The 15,158-nt window shown below is 37.3% G+C and carries 13 protein-coding genes and 1 pseudogene; 5 read left to right on the top strand and 9 right to left on the bottom strand.

Annotated features, from left to right (window positions below; genetic code table 11):
* Positions 1–208 precede the first annotated feature (208 nt).
* From FIM44_RS08800 to FIM44_RS02725, 7 genes and pseudogenes are all read right to left on the bottom strand, one after another.
* A pseudogene (locus FIM44_RS08800) lies at positions 209–959 on the bottom strand (R.Pab1 family restriction endonuclease).
* On the bottom strand, positions 946–1,938 hold the full coding sequence (locus FIM44_RS02750; protein WP_140579056.1) for a DNA methyltransferase family protein: 993 nt from the start codon (positions 1,936–1,938) through the stop codon (positions 946–948). Before FIM44_RS02750 ends, FIM44_RS08800 begins: the two are co-directional and overlap by 14 nt.
* A 45-nt stretch (positions 1,939–1,983) precedes the next feature.
* Positions 1,984–4,305 carry a DNA topoisomerase (ATP-hydrolyzing) subunit B gene (gyrB, locus tag FIM44_RS02745; protein ID WP_140579002.1) on the bottom strand — a complete coding sequence of 774 codons (2,322 nt, stop codon included), beginning with the start codon at positions 4,303–4,305 and terminating at the stop codon, positions 1,984–1,986.
* 12 nt (positions 4,306–4,317) lie between these two features.
* Positions 4,318–5,442, bottom strand: coding sequence for a DNA polymerase III subunit beta (gene dnaN / locus FIM44_RS02740; protein WP_000704245.1), 1,125 nt, complete (start codon positions 5,440–5,442; stop codon positions 4,318–4,320).
* A 56-nt stretch (positions 5,443–5,498) separates the two neighbouring features.
* Positions 5,499–6,566, bottom strand: a complete 1,068-nt coding sequence (locus FIM44_RS02735) for a phospholipase A (protein WP_140579001.1) — start codon at positions 6,564–6,566, stop codon at positions 5,499–5,501.
* 14 nt (positions 6,567–6,580) lie between these two features.
* A complete protein-coding gene (locus tag FIM44_RS02730; protein WP_140579000.1) occupies positions 6,581–7,909 on the bottom strand; it encodes a sodium-dependent transporter in 1,329 nt (442 codons plus the stop codon).
* 10 nt (positions 7,910–7,919) lie between these two features.
* Positions 7,920–9,248 carry a sodium-dependent transporter gene (locus FIM44_RS02725; RefSeq protein WP_140578999.1) on the bottom strand — a complete coding sequence of 443 codons (1,329 nt, stop codon included), beginning with the start codon at positions 9,246–9,248 and terminating at the stop codon, positions 7,920–7,922.
* Positions 9,249–9,478: 230 nt separating this feature from the next.
* On the opposite strand from FIM44_RS02725, the gene ybgC reads away from it, so the two are divergent.
* Together ybgC and FIM44_RS02715 are read left to right on the top strand one after the other, a co-directional pair.
* The gene (gene ybgC, locus FIM44_RS02720) at positions 9,479–9,880 is read left to right on the top strand and encodes an acyl-CoA thioesterase YbgC (RefSeq protein WP_001203783.1); all 402 of its coding nucleotides are present in this window, start codon (positions 9,479–9,481) and stop codon (positions 9,878–9,880) included.
* Positions 9,870–10,130, top strand: coding sequence for an HP0495 family protein (locus tag FIM44_RS02715; protein WP_140578998.1), 261 nt, complete (start codon positions 9,870–9,872; stop codon positions 10,128–10,130). Before ybgC ends, FIM44_RS02715 begins: the two co-directional genes overlap by 11 nt.
* Here FIM44_RS02715 and murD read toward each other — a convergent pair.
* On the bottom strand, positions 10,127–11,395 hold the full coding sequence (gene murD, locus FIM44_RS02710) for a UDP-N-acetylmuramoyl-L-alanine--D-glutamate ligase (RefSeq protein ID WP_140578997.1): 1,269 nt from the start codon (positions 11,393–11,395) through the stop codon (positions 10,127–10,129). The genes FIM44_RS02715 and murD overlap by 4 nt on opposite strands.
* Position 11,396: 1 nt before the next feature.
* Positions 11,397–12,458 carry a phospho-N-acetylmuramoyl-pentapeptide-transferase gene (gene mraY / locus FIM44_RS02705; protein WP_140579055.1) on the bottom strand — a complete coding sequence of 354 codons (1,062 nt, stop codon included), beginning with the start codon at positions 12,456–12,458 and terminating at the stop codon, positions 11,397–11,399.
* Between the two features lie 130 nt (positions 12,459–12,588).
* On the opposite strand from mraY, the gene FIM44_RS02700 reads away from it, so the two are divergent.
* The 3 genes from FIM44_RS02700 to FIM44_RS02685 all read left to right on the top strand — a co-directional run bounded on the left by FIM44_RS02700 (position 12,589) and on the right by FIM44_RS02685 (position 15,037).
* Complete coding sequence (locus FIM44_RS02700; protein WP_140578996.1) at positions 12,589–13,431, top strand: HpaA family protein; 843 nt, start codon at positions 12,589–12,591, stop codon at positions 13,429–13,431.
* 99 nt (positions 13,432–13,530) lie between these two features.
* Positions 13,531–13,719 carry a 50S ribosomal protein L28 gene (gene rpmB / locus FIM44_RS02695; RefSeq protein WP_001118998.1) on the top strand — a complete coding sequence of 63 codons (189 nt, stop codon included), beginning with the start codon at positions 13,531–13,533 and terminating at the stop codon, positions 13,717–13,719.
* Positions 13,720–13,900: 181 nt separating this feature from the next.
* Positions 13,901–15,037 carry a potassium channel family protein gene (locus tag FIM44_RS02685; protein ID WP_000461980.1) on the top strand — a complete coding sequence of 379 codons (1,137 nt, stop codon included), beginning with the start codon at positions 13,901–13,903 and terminating at the stop codon, positions 15,035–15,037.
* Positions 15,038–15,158: the final 121 nt, after the last annotated feature.

The raw sequence follows: 15,158 nt of genomic DNA, 5'->3' as shown, positions 1-15,158 counted from the left end.
CAGTTGTTTAATGCCTTCAATCAAATCTGTATTTTATTAGTATAACATAAGCCATTAAAGAAAAACGATACAAGTTTAAAGCCTAGCCTTGTTTTTATAGCTTTATGAAGCGCGTTTTATTGATGCATGGTGGTTTCTCATAAATGGTTTTATCCCGCCTAGACCTTATAGCGTTGGATATTCCCTTTTTAATCAATCCGTGTCATTGTTAATTTTGAAGTATTTTTTCTAAAATCTTTAACACATCGTTATGGTGCGCTTGGCTTAAAAGTCCAAAAATTTTAAACATTTCTAAAAACATGAGAGCGTTGGTTTTATGGATAATCAAAAGGGCATGTTCTTTGAGAGCAGCCGTTCTATTTAATAAGGGGGTAGCGGTTTTTAATTCCAAAATAGAAAAGCAAAAATACAGCATGGGTTTTAGAGCCATATTGTTGCTCTCTAATAACGATTTCACTCAATTGATTATCATTGAAAGAATGAATGAGTAAGGGATAAGAAATGCGTGAAAGTTCAAAATCCATGCCCCCAAATTGATGCGATCTAAATCTTTCTCTTGTAATCATAAAATTATCTTCTATAAATTGTTTTTGTTTTTCTAAATATTTTAAAGTATTTTCTAAATTTTCTAAACTGATTAAATTTAATTGCTTAGCGTAATCAATCATTTCGCTCAATTCATAAAGAGTCTTTACTTTATTATTAGCCCCTAAAAAATGATATTTTTCATCTTTTAGGGTAGTGAGCTCCAATTTTTCTTTATCTTTAATGGGGACATCATAACCGATTTGCCACTCTACATAATGCTTTAAACTAAAAGGGATTTTTCTAGTCGCCGTTGAAATACCATAATCGCTAAAGGCATGTCTGATTTTCACACGCACTTTGCCTGAAATTGAAGTTAAAGGAATAGAAACCTCAATCACTTTTTCATCATGGTTAATTTTAATCAAACTCACAAGGGTGTCCTTGAAACAATTTTTTAAAATATTCTAAACGCGCTCTTTTATCTTTTAAAAAAGCGTCTTTAATTTCTAAAAAAGCAAAACGATCAATGATAATATCCAAATTACCAAAATAATAAGGGATTTTGGGAGCGATTTCCTTAAAATAATGGATATATTGGTAATAAATCAATTTATCTTGACTGATTCGCACTGCATTTTCGCTTGGCGCGTTTAAAAAAGTTTTGTTGCGTTTGAGAGCGTTAATGTCTCGCATAGGGAAAAAATAGCCCACGCATGCACCAACCTTTTTAGCGTTAGGGTATTTATCCACATAGTTGGCTATATAGTCAAAATCGTTTAAGCATAGCGTCGTATTGCAATCAGTTGGAAAAACAAAACGCCTAATATCTGCATAGTCCATTCGCCCTCGCTCATATAAAGCTATCACGATAGGAAACTCGTTATTTTTAGTGAAATGTTTGGAAGAAACAACAAGAGCGTCTAAAAGCCTGTAATTATCCTTAAGTAGCTTTAATTGCTTAAAATTAGCTTCTTTGATGAGATAAGATAAAGGGTGTAACACGCAAATAAACGCCGGCTTTAAAATTGCAAAAGATCTTAAAAAACTTATCCCTAAATCCCTAGATTTCAAATCGTTGTCTATCTCAAAAGTGAAATCTTTATTTTTAATATCTTGTTTGATAAAGGAAGTTCTATCATTATAGGGGGGATTGCCCACGATGATTAAAGGCTCATCTTGGCTAACGCCATAATTTTCTCTTTTAGGATTGGCTAGAGCGTTTATCATTAAAGCACCACACTCAGGGTCAATATCCGCTCCTATTTTTTTAGGGTGGTGGAGTTTTAAAAATTCTTTATTGCCACATGCGGTGTCTAAAAGCGTGTAGTTTTCAATACCAACATGCTTTTTTAAAAGCTTGTAAGCGCAATCCACTAAATAAGGGGGCGTGTAGTAAGCCCCTAAGTTCACGCTCTCTTGCTTGGTTAAATGTTTAGGGGTTCTAATCAAAATCCCTTACACATCTAGCTGTTTCACATCTTTAGCATGCGCTTGGATAAAGGCTCTTCTAGGCTCTACTTCATCGCCCATGCAAAGCGAAAAGACTGCATCGGTTTTTTCCAAATCTTCAATTTTGAGTTTGATTAAGCTGCGGTTTTCTTTATGCATGGTCGTTTCCCATAAATCATTAGGGTTCATCTCGCCTAGCCCCTTATAGCGCTGGATATTCGCTCCCTTTTTAGCGTGATTTTCCACTTCTTCTAAGAACGCCAAAATATCCTTATTTTCTAAGAAATCTAAATTATACTCCATAAGCTTTTGGTAAGTGTAATTCGCTTCTTCAAACAACACCTCTTCAAAGAGGTTGTCATCTAGGTTAAATTCCACCAAGCCCTTAGGGGTTTGTGCGTGCAAATGCAAGCTTTCTTCAGTAGCAAAAGAGCGTAAGATCTGATAATTCAAGCCCTCTAATTTTTCTAAAATGCTTTTTTCTAAAACTTTCATATCAAGGCTTAAGGCGTCCTTAGTCTCAATCAAAAAGCGTAAAACTTCTAGCAAGTTGTAGCGTTTTTCTAATTCCAAAAGCGTATAGCGGTAATGGCGTGCCACTTTTAACAAATTCATCAAATCGTTCTTGCCAATCCCTTCAATATCCACCGAATTGATGCCATGCTCAATTAAAAAATGATCCAAAGCGACGCCGTCTTTAAGATAAATTTCTGTCTTGCCTTTCTTATATTTGTAAAGAGGGGCTTGAGCGATAAAAACATGCCCTTGTTCAATCAGCGGGCGTAAATAACGATAGAAAAAAGTCATCAGCAAGGTTTGGATATGACTCCCATCCACATCAGCATCGGTCATAATAATGATTTTATGATAGCGCAATCTTTCTATATCAAAACTCTCTTGAATGCCGCACCCAAAAGCCGTGATCATGTTTTTAATTTCTTCTGATTTTAGAATCTTTGACAAATGGCTTTTTTCCACATTTAAAATCTTACCTTTTAGAGGTAAAATCGCTTGAAAAACCCTATCGCGCCCTTGTTTAGCGCTCCCGCCCGCGCTATCGCCCTCCACTAAAAAGATTTCACTCTCAAGCGGGTCTTTACTCTGGCAATCGGCTAATTTTCCAGGCAAAGTGCCGACACTCAAATTGTCTTTTTTCCTTGTAAGCTCTCTGGCTTTCTTGCTGGCTTCCCTGGCTTTTGCGGCTAAAAGGGCTTTATTGGCAATGATTTTGGCTTCGTTAGGGTTTTCTTCTAAAAATTGGTGGATTTTATCATAGACTAATTTTGAAACCAACGCGCGCGCATACGAACTACCGAGTTTGGATTTAGTCTGCCCTTCAAATAAAGGCTCGCTCATTTTCAAGCTCACAACCGCAATCAAGCCCTCTTTAATGTCCTCAGAAATGGGGCGGGATTCTCTTGTCTTAATGTTTTCATCAATATATTGTAAAATCGCTTTAGACAAGCCCATTTTAAAGCCCGCTTCATGCGTGCCGCCCTCAGAAGTTTTAATGTTATTCACAAAGCTTAAAGTGTTTTCATTGTAATCATCAGCATACGCTAGAGCGACTTCTATAGAAGTGCGCGTTTCTTCATCCATGCTTTTAAACGAAATAATGGGGGTGAGCAGTTCTTTTTTAGCGCTGTCTTTAACGAATTGTTTCAAGCCGTCTTCATAGAAATAAGTCTCTTGCAACTGGGTTTTTTCTTCTTTGAAAGAAATTTTTAAGCCGTCGTTAAGATACGCCATTTCTTTGAAGCGTTTTTGCAAAATACCCGCTTGAAATTCAACGACTTCCATCACGCTTTCATCAGGGAAAAATTCAATAGTCGTGCCGCTTTCTTTAGCGCTTTTGGTTTTGCCAATGATTTCAAGCTCGCTAATGGGGATACCCTTTTCAAACTCCTGGCGATAGATTTGACCCTCTTTTTTAATGGTCATAATCAAGCGTTTGCTCAAAGCGTTCACAACCGAAACGCCCACGCCATGCAAACCGCCTGAAACTTTATAAGTATCATTATCAAACTTGCCCCCCGCATGCAAAATCGTTAAAACCACGGTGCAAGCGGGGATTTTTTCCGTGGGGTGAATATCTACAGGAATGCCTCGCCCGTTATCTTCTACAATGCATGAACCCTCATCAGTCAAAGTGATATTAATCGTATCGCAAAAACCTGCCATGCTCTCATCTACAGCGTTATCCACGACTTCATACACCATGTGGTGCAACCCACCCACATTGGTATCGCCAATATACATTCCAGGGCGTTTCCTAACCCCCTCTAAGCCTTTTAAAACCTTGATACTATGGCTCTGGTAATTTTGCATTCAAATCAGCCTTTATAATGTGATTGGCATCATCAAAGTGGAAATTTTAGCGTTCAAGTGGCTTTGCTTTTCATCAAGAGGCTCTTGGATCAAAAAAGGCGAAGAAGGCTCATTGCATTTTAAAACAAATTGCGTTGTCCCTAAAGCGTTTAAGGCTTCAAGGAAAAATTTCGCGTTCACGCCCAAATGAAAGGCTTTTTCAATATCCAAACCTTTTTCAATCTCAACAGAGGTTTTAGCCGTTTCGCTATGCTCAGAATCTAAAGATTCAAACAAAGCGTTGTTTTTTTCTAAAGTGAGTTTAATCGTGGAGCTTAAAGAACTGCACAATTTAATGCTCTCTTTAAATTCTTCTTTACCTAAAGTGAAAGAAGAAATGTATTCTTTAGGGAGGATTTTTTGATAATCAGGGTAATTCCCATCAATGAGCTTGGTGAAAAAAGTGTGCGTTTCGTTTTCAACCACCGCTAACATGCCATCGCTTTTAAAACTGAAATTTTCATAAAAAAGCTTAAGGATTTCTAATAAAGCCCTTTTAGGTAAAATGCAAGAAATGTCTTCTTCAGTGGAATGGATAGAGACTTTTTCTAACTGCGTGTAAGAAAGCCGTTTGGTATCCGTGCCTACCACTGAAAGGGTTTGATGTTTTTGATTGAATTGCATTAAAATACCGGCTAATTCCCTTTTGTGGCTGGTTTGCTCAATCACAGGAGCGATCTTTTTAAACGCATCTGTTAAAAAGGGGGCATTGACTTCTAAACTCACTTTTGGCTCAATAACAGGGAATTCAGGGAACTCATCAGCGTCAAACATGGGGAGTTTGAAAGAGCTTTTATTTTGTTTGATCACCAAGCTGTCATCTTTAGTCTCTAAAATAATGTTAGAGTCTTTTAAACATGAGATAATATCCAAAAACTTTTTCCCATTGATCGTGCCAACGCCCTCTTTATCGCTAGATTGCGTAAAAATATAGCTTTTTAGCCCAATATCTGAATCGCTGGCTTTTAAAAAAAGCTTTTCTTTAATGACTTCTAAATGGATGTGTGAAGCGATAGAAGAAGCGTCCTTTTTATCCAAAAAAGCTTGCAAGTAGCGCAAAGTATTTTCTAAATCGTTTTTACTAACACTGATTTTCATAGCTGAATAATCCCCTTGAATTTTTGGTCTTAATTATAGCATAAAAGAACGCTTTTTTAAGGGTTTAAGCGTATTCCTACCCCTATACGATTGGAAAAAACATCGTATTCATACAAGCCATCGCCATAGCCGTTAAACCACTGCGCATAAATCCCTACAAAAGGGTTAATGCGGTAGGTATAGCCTAAGCGGAAAGCTCCATGCCAGCGATCGTAACGCCAGTATTGCGTGAAAATATCATAAAGCTGCAATTCAAAATGGTGGTGCCCTCTCCTGTAATCAATTTTAGCGTTACCATACCCCATATAATCAATCAAATTAGGGTTGGATTGATCATAAGGGACATAGGGCCAATAAGCGACCATGATTTTCAAGCCTCCCTTTTCCCACACCAAACGAAACACAGGGCGTTGCCCCGCGCTCACCGAACGACACCCCCCCCAGCGCACATCTTTTTGCCCGTTATAATCTTTAACGATTACAGGTTGTCCGGGAAACTGGTTTTCAGGATTGCCTTCTTTATTAAAAGGCTGGTAGCATTGCGCACCCCCTACGCCATTAGAAATGTGTTGCCAACCTATCCAAATCTCAGAAAAATTCCCTATTTTACCCCCAAAAGGTTCAAAATTGATAGGATAAACATAAATGAGTTCAGGCATGAAATTGATCATTCGCATGGGAGCGGATTGGGGGTTATTGTAAATTTGAAACCAGTTAGTTTGGGTATAAGCCAGATAAAGCGTGCCTTTAGTCCAAAGAATATGCCTAAATACAGGCACTCTAAAACTAATTTGGAACTTAAACTCATTGCGTTGATATGGGTTGATATTGGGGTGGTACCATTGAAAAATGGGGGTGAAACTATGATAAAAAGGCAGAAAATAAGTGCCTAGATAATCCATCATGTTTAAATATTTTTTAGCAAAATCCGCCCAAGAATGTTCTTTGGGGGCTTTTTGTGGAGGGAAATACCAGGCATTGGACAAATCGTTTTGCGTTTTAATGATGTGCAAATCCTGTTTGCGCAAATAGTAGTTATAATCCACCTTAAAATTATCTTGTGAAAATTTTTTGCCTTCTAACTGACAAACTATAAAAATCATAAAGAGCAAAATACTTTTCATCAAGCATCCTTATTTCACTTAAATTGCAAGATGAAAATCGCTAAAATCACTACAGGCGCGATAAAACGAACGCTAAAATGCCACGCTTTAAAAGCGTTTGCGTTAAAGAAATGCTTCGTGGCTAAAAAAGAGCACTTTTTATTTAAAATCCATCCTACAAACAAGACTGAAAACAAGCCTCCCAAAGGCATTAAAAATGAAGAAGTGATGAAATCCAGCCACCCAAACACGCTCTTATGAGCAAAACTCAAAAACTTAGCGTATCGTTCATTCATAGAAAGGATGACTAAAACGCCTAAAACATACACAACAATCCCTATCCATAGCGACGCTTGAGTGCGCGAAAAATTAAAACGATTGATTAAATAAAGCGCTAAAGGCTCTATCAAAGAAACCGTAGAAGTGATCCCGGCAAAAACAAGTGCCATAAAGAAAAAAAGCGAAACGATCTGCCCGCTTATTCCCATTTTAGCGAAAGTCAAAGGTAAGGAAATAAAAACAAGCCCTGGCCCTTGAGAAACATCTGCATGGTATTCAAACACAAAGGTAAAAATCATCACCCCGGCAATCAAAGAGATTAAAATACCGGGCAAGACAATAAATAAAGAGCTTTTGAACAGATTTTCTTTTTTGGGCGTGAAAGCTGAATAAGTAATGATCGTGCCTACCCCCAAACTCAAAGAAAAGAACATCTGTCCTAAAGCGTCCATAACAACCTTAAAATCAATCTTTTGAATCTCAAAATTAAATAAAAAGCGCAAAGCTTTAGGCATGCTTTCTAAAGTCATCGCATAGATTAAAAGCCCTATGAAAATCACAAACAACAACGGCATCAGTACCACATTTAATTTTTCAATCCCCTCTTCAATCCCCCTAGAAACAAACCATATTGTCGGCAATAAGCATGCGCTAAAGCCAATAACAGGCCAGATTAAACTGCCATTTTGGAGCATGCTAAATTGCATCTTAGCCTGCTCTAAATCTTTAGGCAAATCAAAAGTTACCACAAAAAGATAGTAAAGCACCCAGCCTAACACTACCGCATAAAAGGATAAAATGAGAGGGCCTCCTAAAATAAAAAAAGAAGTGAAAGGGTAATATTTTTTTCTTTTAGGATCTAAGATTTGATAATTAGAAACAACATCTTTTTTACCCAAATTCCCAATCAGCATTTCCACTAAAAGCATAGCAATGCCTAAACTCAAGGTTAGCACTAAATATAAAAGCACAAACGCGCTCCCCCCATTATGGCCCACCATATAAGGGAAGCGCCAAATATGCCCTAAACCGATAGAGCTACCTAAAGTGGCTAAAATAAAGCCTAATTTAGAAAATTTTCCCATGCTAAATGTTTTAATAAATCTTGCTCAACCAAATAGAAAACACAATTAAAGGGGTGATATATTTGAGCAAGAAATACCAAGTTGCAAACAATTTAGGGCCTAAAAAGTGTGTGCTCAAAAGACGCAATTTTTCTTTTTTCAAAACCCAACCCATAAAAATAAAGGTTGCCATCCCGCCTAAAGGCATGATAATGGTGCTTGAGGCGAAATCCAACCAATCAAAAAGACTTTTTTCAAAGAAAGTGAGTGAGTCTTTATAATCGTTATGAAGCGAAAAAATCAACACCACGCCTACGATAAAAATTAGCGCTACAAGACCCCAAGTAACCTTAAAACGAGAATATTGATACCTTTCGGTAAGATACATCACGCTTGGCTCTAATAAAGCCACCGTAGAAGTGATGCCAGCAAAAGCGAGCGCGAGCAAGAAAAGAACTGAAACAAGAATGCCTATCGCTCCCATTTGGCCAAAAACCACCGGTAAAGAAGTGAAGATTAACCCTGTGCCTTGTGAGACATTCGCCCCATATTCAAACACAAAAGTGAAAATCATAAGCCCTGCCACAAGAGAAATTAGAATTCCTGATAAAACCACCCAAATAGTGCTTTTAAGCAAATTCTGCGTTTTATCAGTAACCGCAGCGTAAGTGATATTGATCCCTAAACCTATGCTTAAGGAAAAGAAAACCTGCCCCAAGGAATAAGTGAACACTTGAGAAGTCAAATCTTTTGGTTTGAAATCAAACATGAAATGAAAAGCTTTAGAAAAAGAATCCATGCTCATCGCATAAAAAAGCAAACCAAAAAAAGTAGCAAAGAGTAAGGGCATTAAAACCAAATTGAGTTTTTCAATGCCTTCTTTAATCCCCCTAGAAACAATCCATCCGGTTATCAATAAAACGCTAAAAAGCCCTATGGATTGTAACCTAATGGATTGTAAGGTATCATTAAAGATTTGTTCAGATTCTTGGATACTGTTAGGCAAATTGAAACTAATACTCACTAAATAATAAAGCACCCAACCTAAAATCGTGCCGTAAAAAGTCAGTATTAAAGGTCCAGAAATAAGCAAAAGCCCTGCGTATTTCCAGCGTTTTTTAGGGTTAATGTCAAGCTCTTTAAAAGCTTCTGTTACATTTTTTTGCGTGCTTTGTCCTAATAGCATTTCAGCGATAAACATCGCCGCGCCAACGCTTAAAGATAAAAATAAAAACAATAAGACAAAAGCACCCCCACCACTCACCCCAGTCATATAGGGAAAACGCCAGATATGCCCTAAACCTATCGCGCTCCCTAATGCGGCTAAAACAAATCCTAATTTAGAAAAATGATTACCCATATCTTAACTATCAAACTCCTTGTCAATGATTAAAATTAAAGAGCTATGTCTTTAATCGTCCAACTATTGCTGTATCAGTTTTTTAAAATCTTTAAAGATCTTAAGATTTAAGAAAAAACCCACTTTAAAAATACCTAAAAAACATAAAGCAACGCCCCTAGATTATACTATAGTTAAGTTACATATTGTATAATCTTAAGAAAATTTCATTATTTAAGTAAGGGGAATTAATGCGCTGTAGGGTATATTACGAAGATACCGACTCTGAAGGCGTGGTCTATCATGCGAATTATTTGAAATATTGCGAAAGGGCTAGGAGCGAGTTTTTTTTTAAACAAAAGGTCTTGCCAGAAAATGAAGAAGGCGTGTTTGTTATCCGCTCTATCAAAGCGGATTTTTTCACCCCCGCAAGCCTTGGGCAGGTCTTAGAAATAAGAACGCAAATTAAAGAATTAAGAAAGGTTTTTGTGGTGCTTTTTCAAGAAATTTATTGCATCCAAAACGCTTCTTTAGAGCCTATGAAGCCTTTTAAAGTCTTTGCTTCAGAAATCAAGTTTGGCTTTGTCAATCGCTCTACATACAGCCCTATTGCCATTCCTAAATTGTTTAAGGATCTGTTCAATGCCGTCTGATTTAAAAAAACCCACTATCATTTACCCTTGCCTTTGGGATTATAGGGTGATTATGACCACCAACGATACAAGCGTGTTAAAAGAGCTTTTAGAAACCTACCAACGCCCCTTTAAATTGGAATTTAAAAACACTTCTAAAAACGCCAAATTTTACAGCTTTAATGTTTCTATGGAAGTTTTAAATGAAGCAGAACGGAACGAGATTTTTCAAAAAATTTCACAATTAGATGTTGTGGCGCATGCGCTTTAATCCTTTAAAACAAACGCTTTAAATTTTTCACCCCTTTCTTTATACGAAGAAAATTGATCCAAACTGGCCGCACTGGGTGAAAGCAAGGCAACTTCATTTTGTAATAAAACGCTTTTAATTTCTTGAACCGCTTTTTCTAACTCCAAACAAACTTGACAAGAAACATTAAATTCTAACGCTAAGGCTTGGATAATAAAAGCGCTTGATCCTATCGCATAAAGGCTTATTTCATAATTTTTAAATTCTTCAAAAAGGGGGGTTAAATTGACCCCTTTAATATCGCCCCCTAAAATCAAATGGATTTTTTGGTTTTTAAAGGTTTTTAGGGCTTGCAAGGTGGCATCAATATTTGTGGCTTTGCTGTCATCTACCCACAAACGCCCTTCTTTATCCCTAAATTCTTCCATTTTATGCGAGCCGATTTTAAAAGCGTTTAATCTTTTAAGGGCGTTTTCTCTATAATCTTGCCATTTTAAATTCTTTATTTTTAAAAATTGTTCATAAACCAAAAGGGCTAAAGCCGCGTCTAATAAAAACGCTCCCTTAAAAAAAAGGGCGTTAGAAGGGATTTTTAAACACTCTAAAACCTCTTCGCTTTTGTCAAAAAAGATTTTTTGCGCTTGCGAGTTTTGAATAATGGGGTGTTCTTTGAATTTTAAAGGGAGGATAGCGAGCGAAGTTTTAGGCATCAATGTTAGAACCTTGAGTTTAGCGTTCAAATAATTTTCAAAATTGCAATGCCAAGTCAAATGATCGGCTTCTACATTGATGAGCAAGTAGATTAAAGGGTAAGCCTTATTGGTGTAATGCAAAGAAAAGGAGCTTGTTTCTAGCACCCACAAGGGCGATTGTTTTTCAAACAATTCAATCAAGGGTGTGCCGATATTCCCCCCACTCACAGCCTTAAAATCTTCTAAAAGCATGGTGAGCATTTCTGTCGTGGTGGTTTTCCCGTTAGTGCCGCTAATACTGATTATAGTAGGCGTGAAAACCAAATCAAACAAGCTGTCAATATAATCGTATTCGCTCACTAAATGCTTGGCTTTTATGACTAAAGGGTGCGTGAAACTAATGCCAGGACTGACTACCTCTAATTGGGAATCATTAGGGTTAAAATCCTTACTAGGATAGCAAAGAAAACCCTCTCTATCCTTAAAAAATGAAGGGAATTTATCATCAAAAAATTTGACTTCGTTATGGTTTTTTTTAAAAAAACGCGCTAAGGCTAAAGTGGTTTTACCATGCCCCAATAAAGAGATTTTCATTTTAACGCACCTTCAAGCTTAAAAGAGCGACTAAATTACTCAGCATAGAAATGATCCAAAAACGCACGATCACCTTGTTTTCTGCCCAACCCTTTTGCTCAAAATGATGATGGATAGGCGCCATTAAAAAAAGGCGTTTTTTACGGGTTTTATAGCTCCCTACTTGCAAGATCACAGACAAAGTTTCTACCACAAAAATCGATCCCATTAAAACGAGTAAGATTTCATTATGCGAAACAATAGCGTTATAAGCGATAAACCCCCCCAAAGCCAAGCTCCCGCTATCGCCCATAAACACGCTTGCCGGGTTGCAGTTATACCACAAAAAGCCAAAGAGCGATCCCACTAACGCCAGCGAGACAACAAACAATTCCCCCACATCTATGACTTTAGGATAGAGCAAGTATTTAGAAAATTCCGCATTCCCTGCCACATACACAAAGATAGAAAGGCTTAAAAGGGTGAAAATGCTAGGCACGCTCGCTAAGCCGTCTAACCCGTCGGTTAAATTCACCGCATTGCTTGTGGATAAAAAAACCAACACCCAAAAACCAACCGCTAACACCGTTGGCATTTCAAACAAAGGGTTTTTCAAAAAAGGCGCGTATAAAAAAGTGTCTAACCCCTTAAAACTCAACAAAACAGACACCACAAGCGAAAGGACAAACAGCATGCCAAATTTCATTTTCGCGCTCATTCCAGCGTTATTTTGTTGGTTGATTTTAGTGTAATCGTCTCTAAAACCCACAAAACTAAAGCCCACTAACACTATTAGCCCTAACAACACATAAAGATTACTCAAAGACGCGCACAACACGCTCGCAACAATGGTTGCAAAAACAAAAATAATCCCCCCCATCGTAGGGGTATCCTTTTTATTCTGGTGGCTTGGCACGAAGCTAGAAATGGGCTGGTTAGCCTTTTTAGCCTTGGCCCATAGAATGAATTTAGGCATTAAAAAAAGCGTGAGGAAAAAGGCTATGAAAAACCCTAACCCTGCTCTAAAAGTCAAATACTGGAAAAGATTGATATTGAAATAGCCATATAGTAAAGAATAGAGCATAAAATCCCCTAAAATCGCCATGCCATGCTTATAGATTAAAAAAAGCATAATTGTAGCGCAAATTGACTCGCTTAAAATCAGCATGAGTTAAAGTATAATCACGCTATAACTTAATTTTTGGGAGTGCTTCATGAATTGTTTCTTTTTTAAGCGTTTATTTTTTTCTCAAAGACTTTGTTTTAAAACGCTAATCGCTTTGGGGCTTTCAAGCGTGTTGGTTGGTTGCGCGATTAAACCAGTTGCTGAAGTAAAACCCCAAAACCAACAAAAAAAACCCATTCAAGTTAATGAAAAAATCCAAACCACTCAAAAAGTAACGCCATTCAATTTTAACTACTCTTTGCATGTCGCCCAAGCCCCACAAAATTATCGTTTAATCGGTATTTTAGCGCCGCGCATTCAAGTGAGCGATAATCTAAAGCCTTATATTGATAAGTTTCAAGACGCTTTAATTAATCAAATCCAAACTATTTTTGAGAAAAGAGGCTATCAAACGCTCTTTTTTAAAGATGAAAGCGCTTTAACTTTACAGGATAAAAGAAAGCTTTTTGCTGTTTTAGATGTGAAAGGGTGGGTGGGCGTTTTAGAAGATTTGAAAATGAATTTAAAAGATCCCAATAATCCTAATTTAGGCACGCTAGTGGATCAAAGCTCAGGCTCTGTGTGGTTTAGTTTTTATGAGCCAGAAAGCAATCGTGTAGTCCATGATTTTGCTGTGGAAGTGGGAACTTTTCAGGCAATAACCTATACTTACAAACAGAGTAATTCTGGAGGGTTTAATTCTTCAAACAGCATTATCCATGAAGATTTAGAAAAGAATAAAGAAGACGCGATACATAAGATCTTAAACAGAATGTATGCCGTTGTCATGAAAAAAGCTGTAACAGAACTTACAGAAGAAAATATTGCCAAATACAGAGACGCTATTGACAGAATGAAAGGGTTTAAAAGTTCTGTGCCTCAAAAAAAGTAGTTCTCAAACGAACCATTTAAAAATTAGCCTTAAAATCAGTCTTTTTAAAGGCTATTTTAAGTATAATACAAAGTTTATTTCAATAATTAAGGATACACAATGGCAAAAAGATGCGCTTTAACTTTTAAAGGGCCTATGATAGGCAATCATGTCAGTCATGCGAACAACAAAAATAAACGCCGCTTACTCCCTAACTTGCGATCTATTAAGATCCAATTAGACGACGGCACGACTAAACGCATTAAAGTGGCTGCTTCCACTTTAAGAACCATGCGTAAAGGGGCTTAGTTTTTAGAATTTCTGTCCATTTTGATTGTAGGGGTGGTTTTGATGTTTTTGATAACCTTTTTAAAACTCCCCTTAAAACTAAACTTCTTTTTAAGATTAAAACACAGCTTAGGTTTAGCGTTTTGATTAAATTTAGAGGTGAACGCTTTCAAAAGAATTTATTTTGATCTAGGAATTGGTTTTGTTTGAAAAGTTGAAATTTTTTAAAATCAAAAAAGACGATGAAATTCAGCCAGAAGTCAATTTAAATTCTGAAATCTATGAGCAATTTAAGGTTTTTAGACTCCCGCTTATTTTAATCCAACTGCTTGTGCTTTTAGGCACTCTGGGATACTTCGCCCTAGAAAATTATAGCCTTATGCAAGCTTTCTTTCAAACGACTTACACCATGACAGCTACAGGGTTTGGCGCTTTAAATGAAAGCCAGTTTGGGCCTATAAGTATTTTTTTAACTTCCATTTTAATGTTTTTTGGGGCAGGAATTATTGCCTTTAGCGTGGCTATTTTAGTTAGCGTGGTCAATAAAGGCACGCTTACCAGATTGATTAAGGAGAAAGGTATGATTTATAAAATCGCACGCCTTAAGGATCATTATGTGATTTGTTACCACAACGAATACACCATTGAGTTGAGCAAGCAGTTCCGCTCCGCTCAAATCCCTTTTGTGGTCGTGGATAATGACCCTAGTTTTGAAGAAGAAGCCATTAAGCACAAATACCCCTACTATATCATAGGCGATCCGCACACCAATTTAGCCATGCTAAAAACCCACTTAAGCAGCGCTAGGGGTGTTGTAGCTTTGTCTAAGATTTTACCGGTGAATGTGGCGTTAATGGTGAGCGTGCGCTTGTTTGAAAAGGAATTAAAGCGCAAACCTTATTACATCATTGCGAGCGCGCATAGCGATGAAGGCTTAGAAAAATTAAAAAAATTAGGGGCTGATATGGTGGTTTCCCCTACAAAGCTCATGGCGCAGAGAGTGAGCGCCATGGCAGTGCGTCCGGATATGGAAAATATCTTAGAGCGCTTTATCAATAAAAAAGACACGCTTTTAGACTTAGAGGAAGTGATTGTCCCTAAAACCAGCTGGCTTGTGTTAAGGAAATTAAAAGAAGCCCATTTTAGAGAGATCGCTAAAGCGTTTGTGATTGGTATCACTCAAAAAGATGGCAAATACATCCCCATGCCTGATGGAGAAACAATCATTGCAAGCGAATCCAAGCTATTAATGGTTGGCACTTCAGAAGGCGTTGCGACCTGTAAGCAACTCATCGCTAACCATCAAAGACCCAAAGAAGTGGATTACATTTCCTTGTGATTGATACAGCCTTTTGTGAATAAAAAATGTTTTTGCTAATTGGCGTTTAAGATGTTCGTTACTTCTTGCTCGTTGCTTTTCATGCTCGTATTGAAATCGCTAAAAAAGCCCTCGTATTCTT

This window comes from Helicobacter pylori, assembly GCF_006440215.1.
In the GTDB taxonomy this organism is placed as follows: Bacteria; Campylobacterota; Campylobacteria; order Campylobacterales; family Helicobacteraceae; genus Helicobacter; species Helicobacter pylori_CS.
The sequence above is the reverse complement of the archived record's forward strand: the minus strand, read 5'-3'. Positions and strand labels throughout refer to the sequence as shown.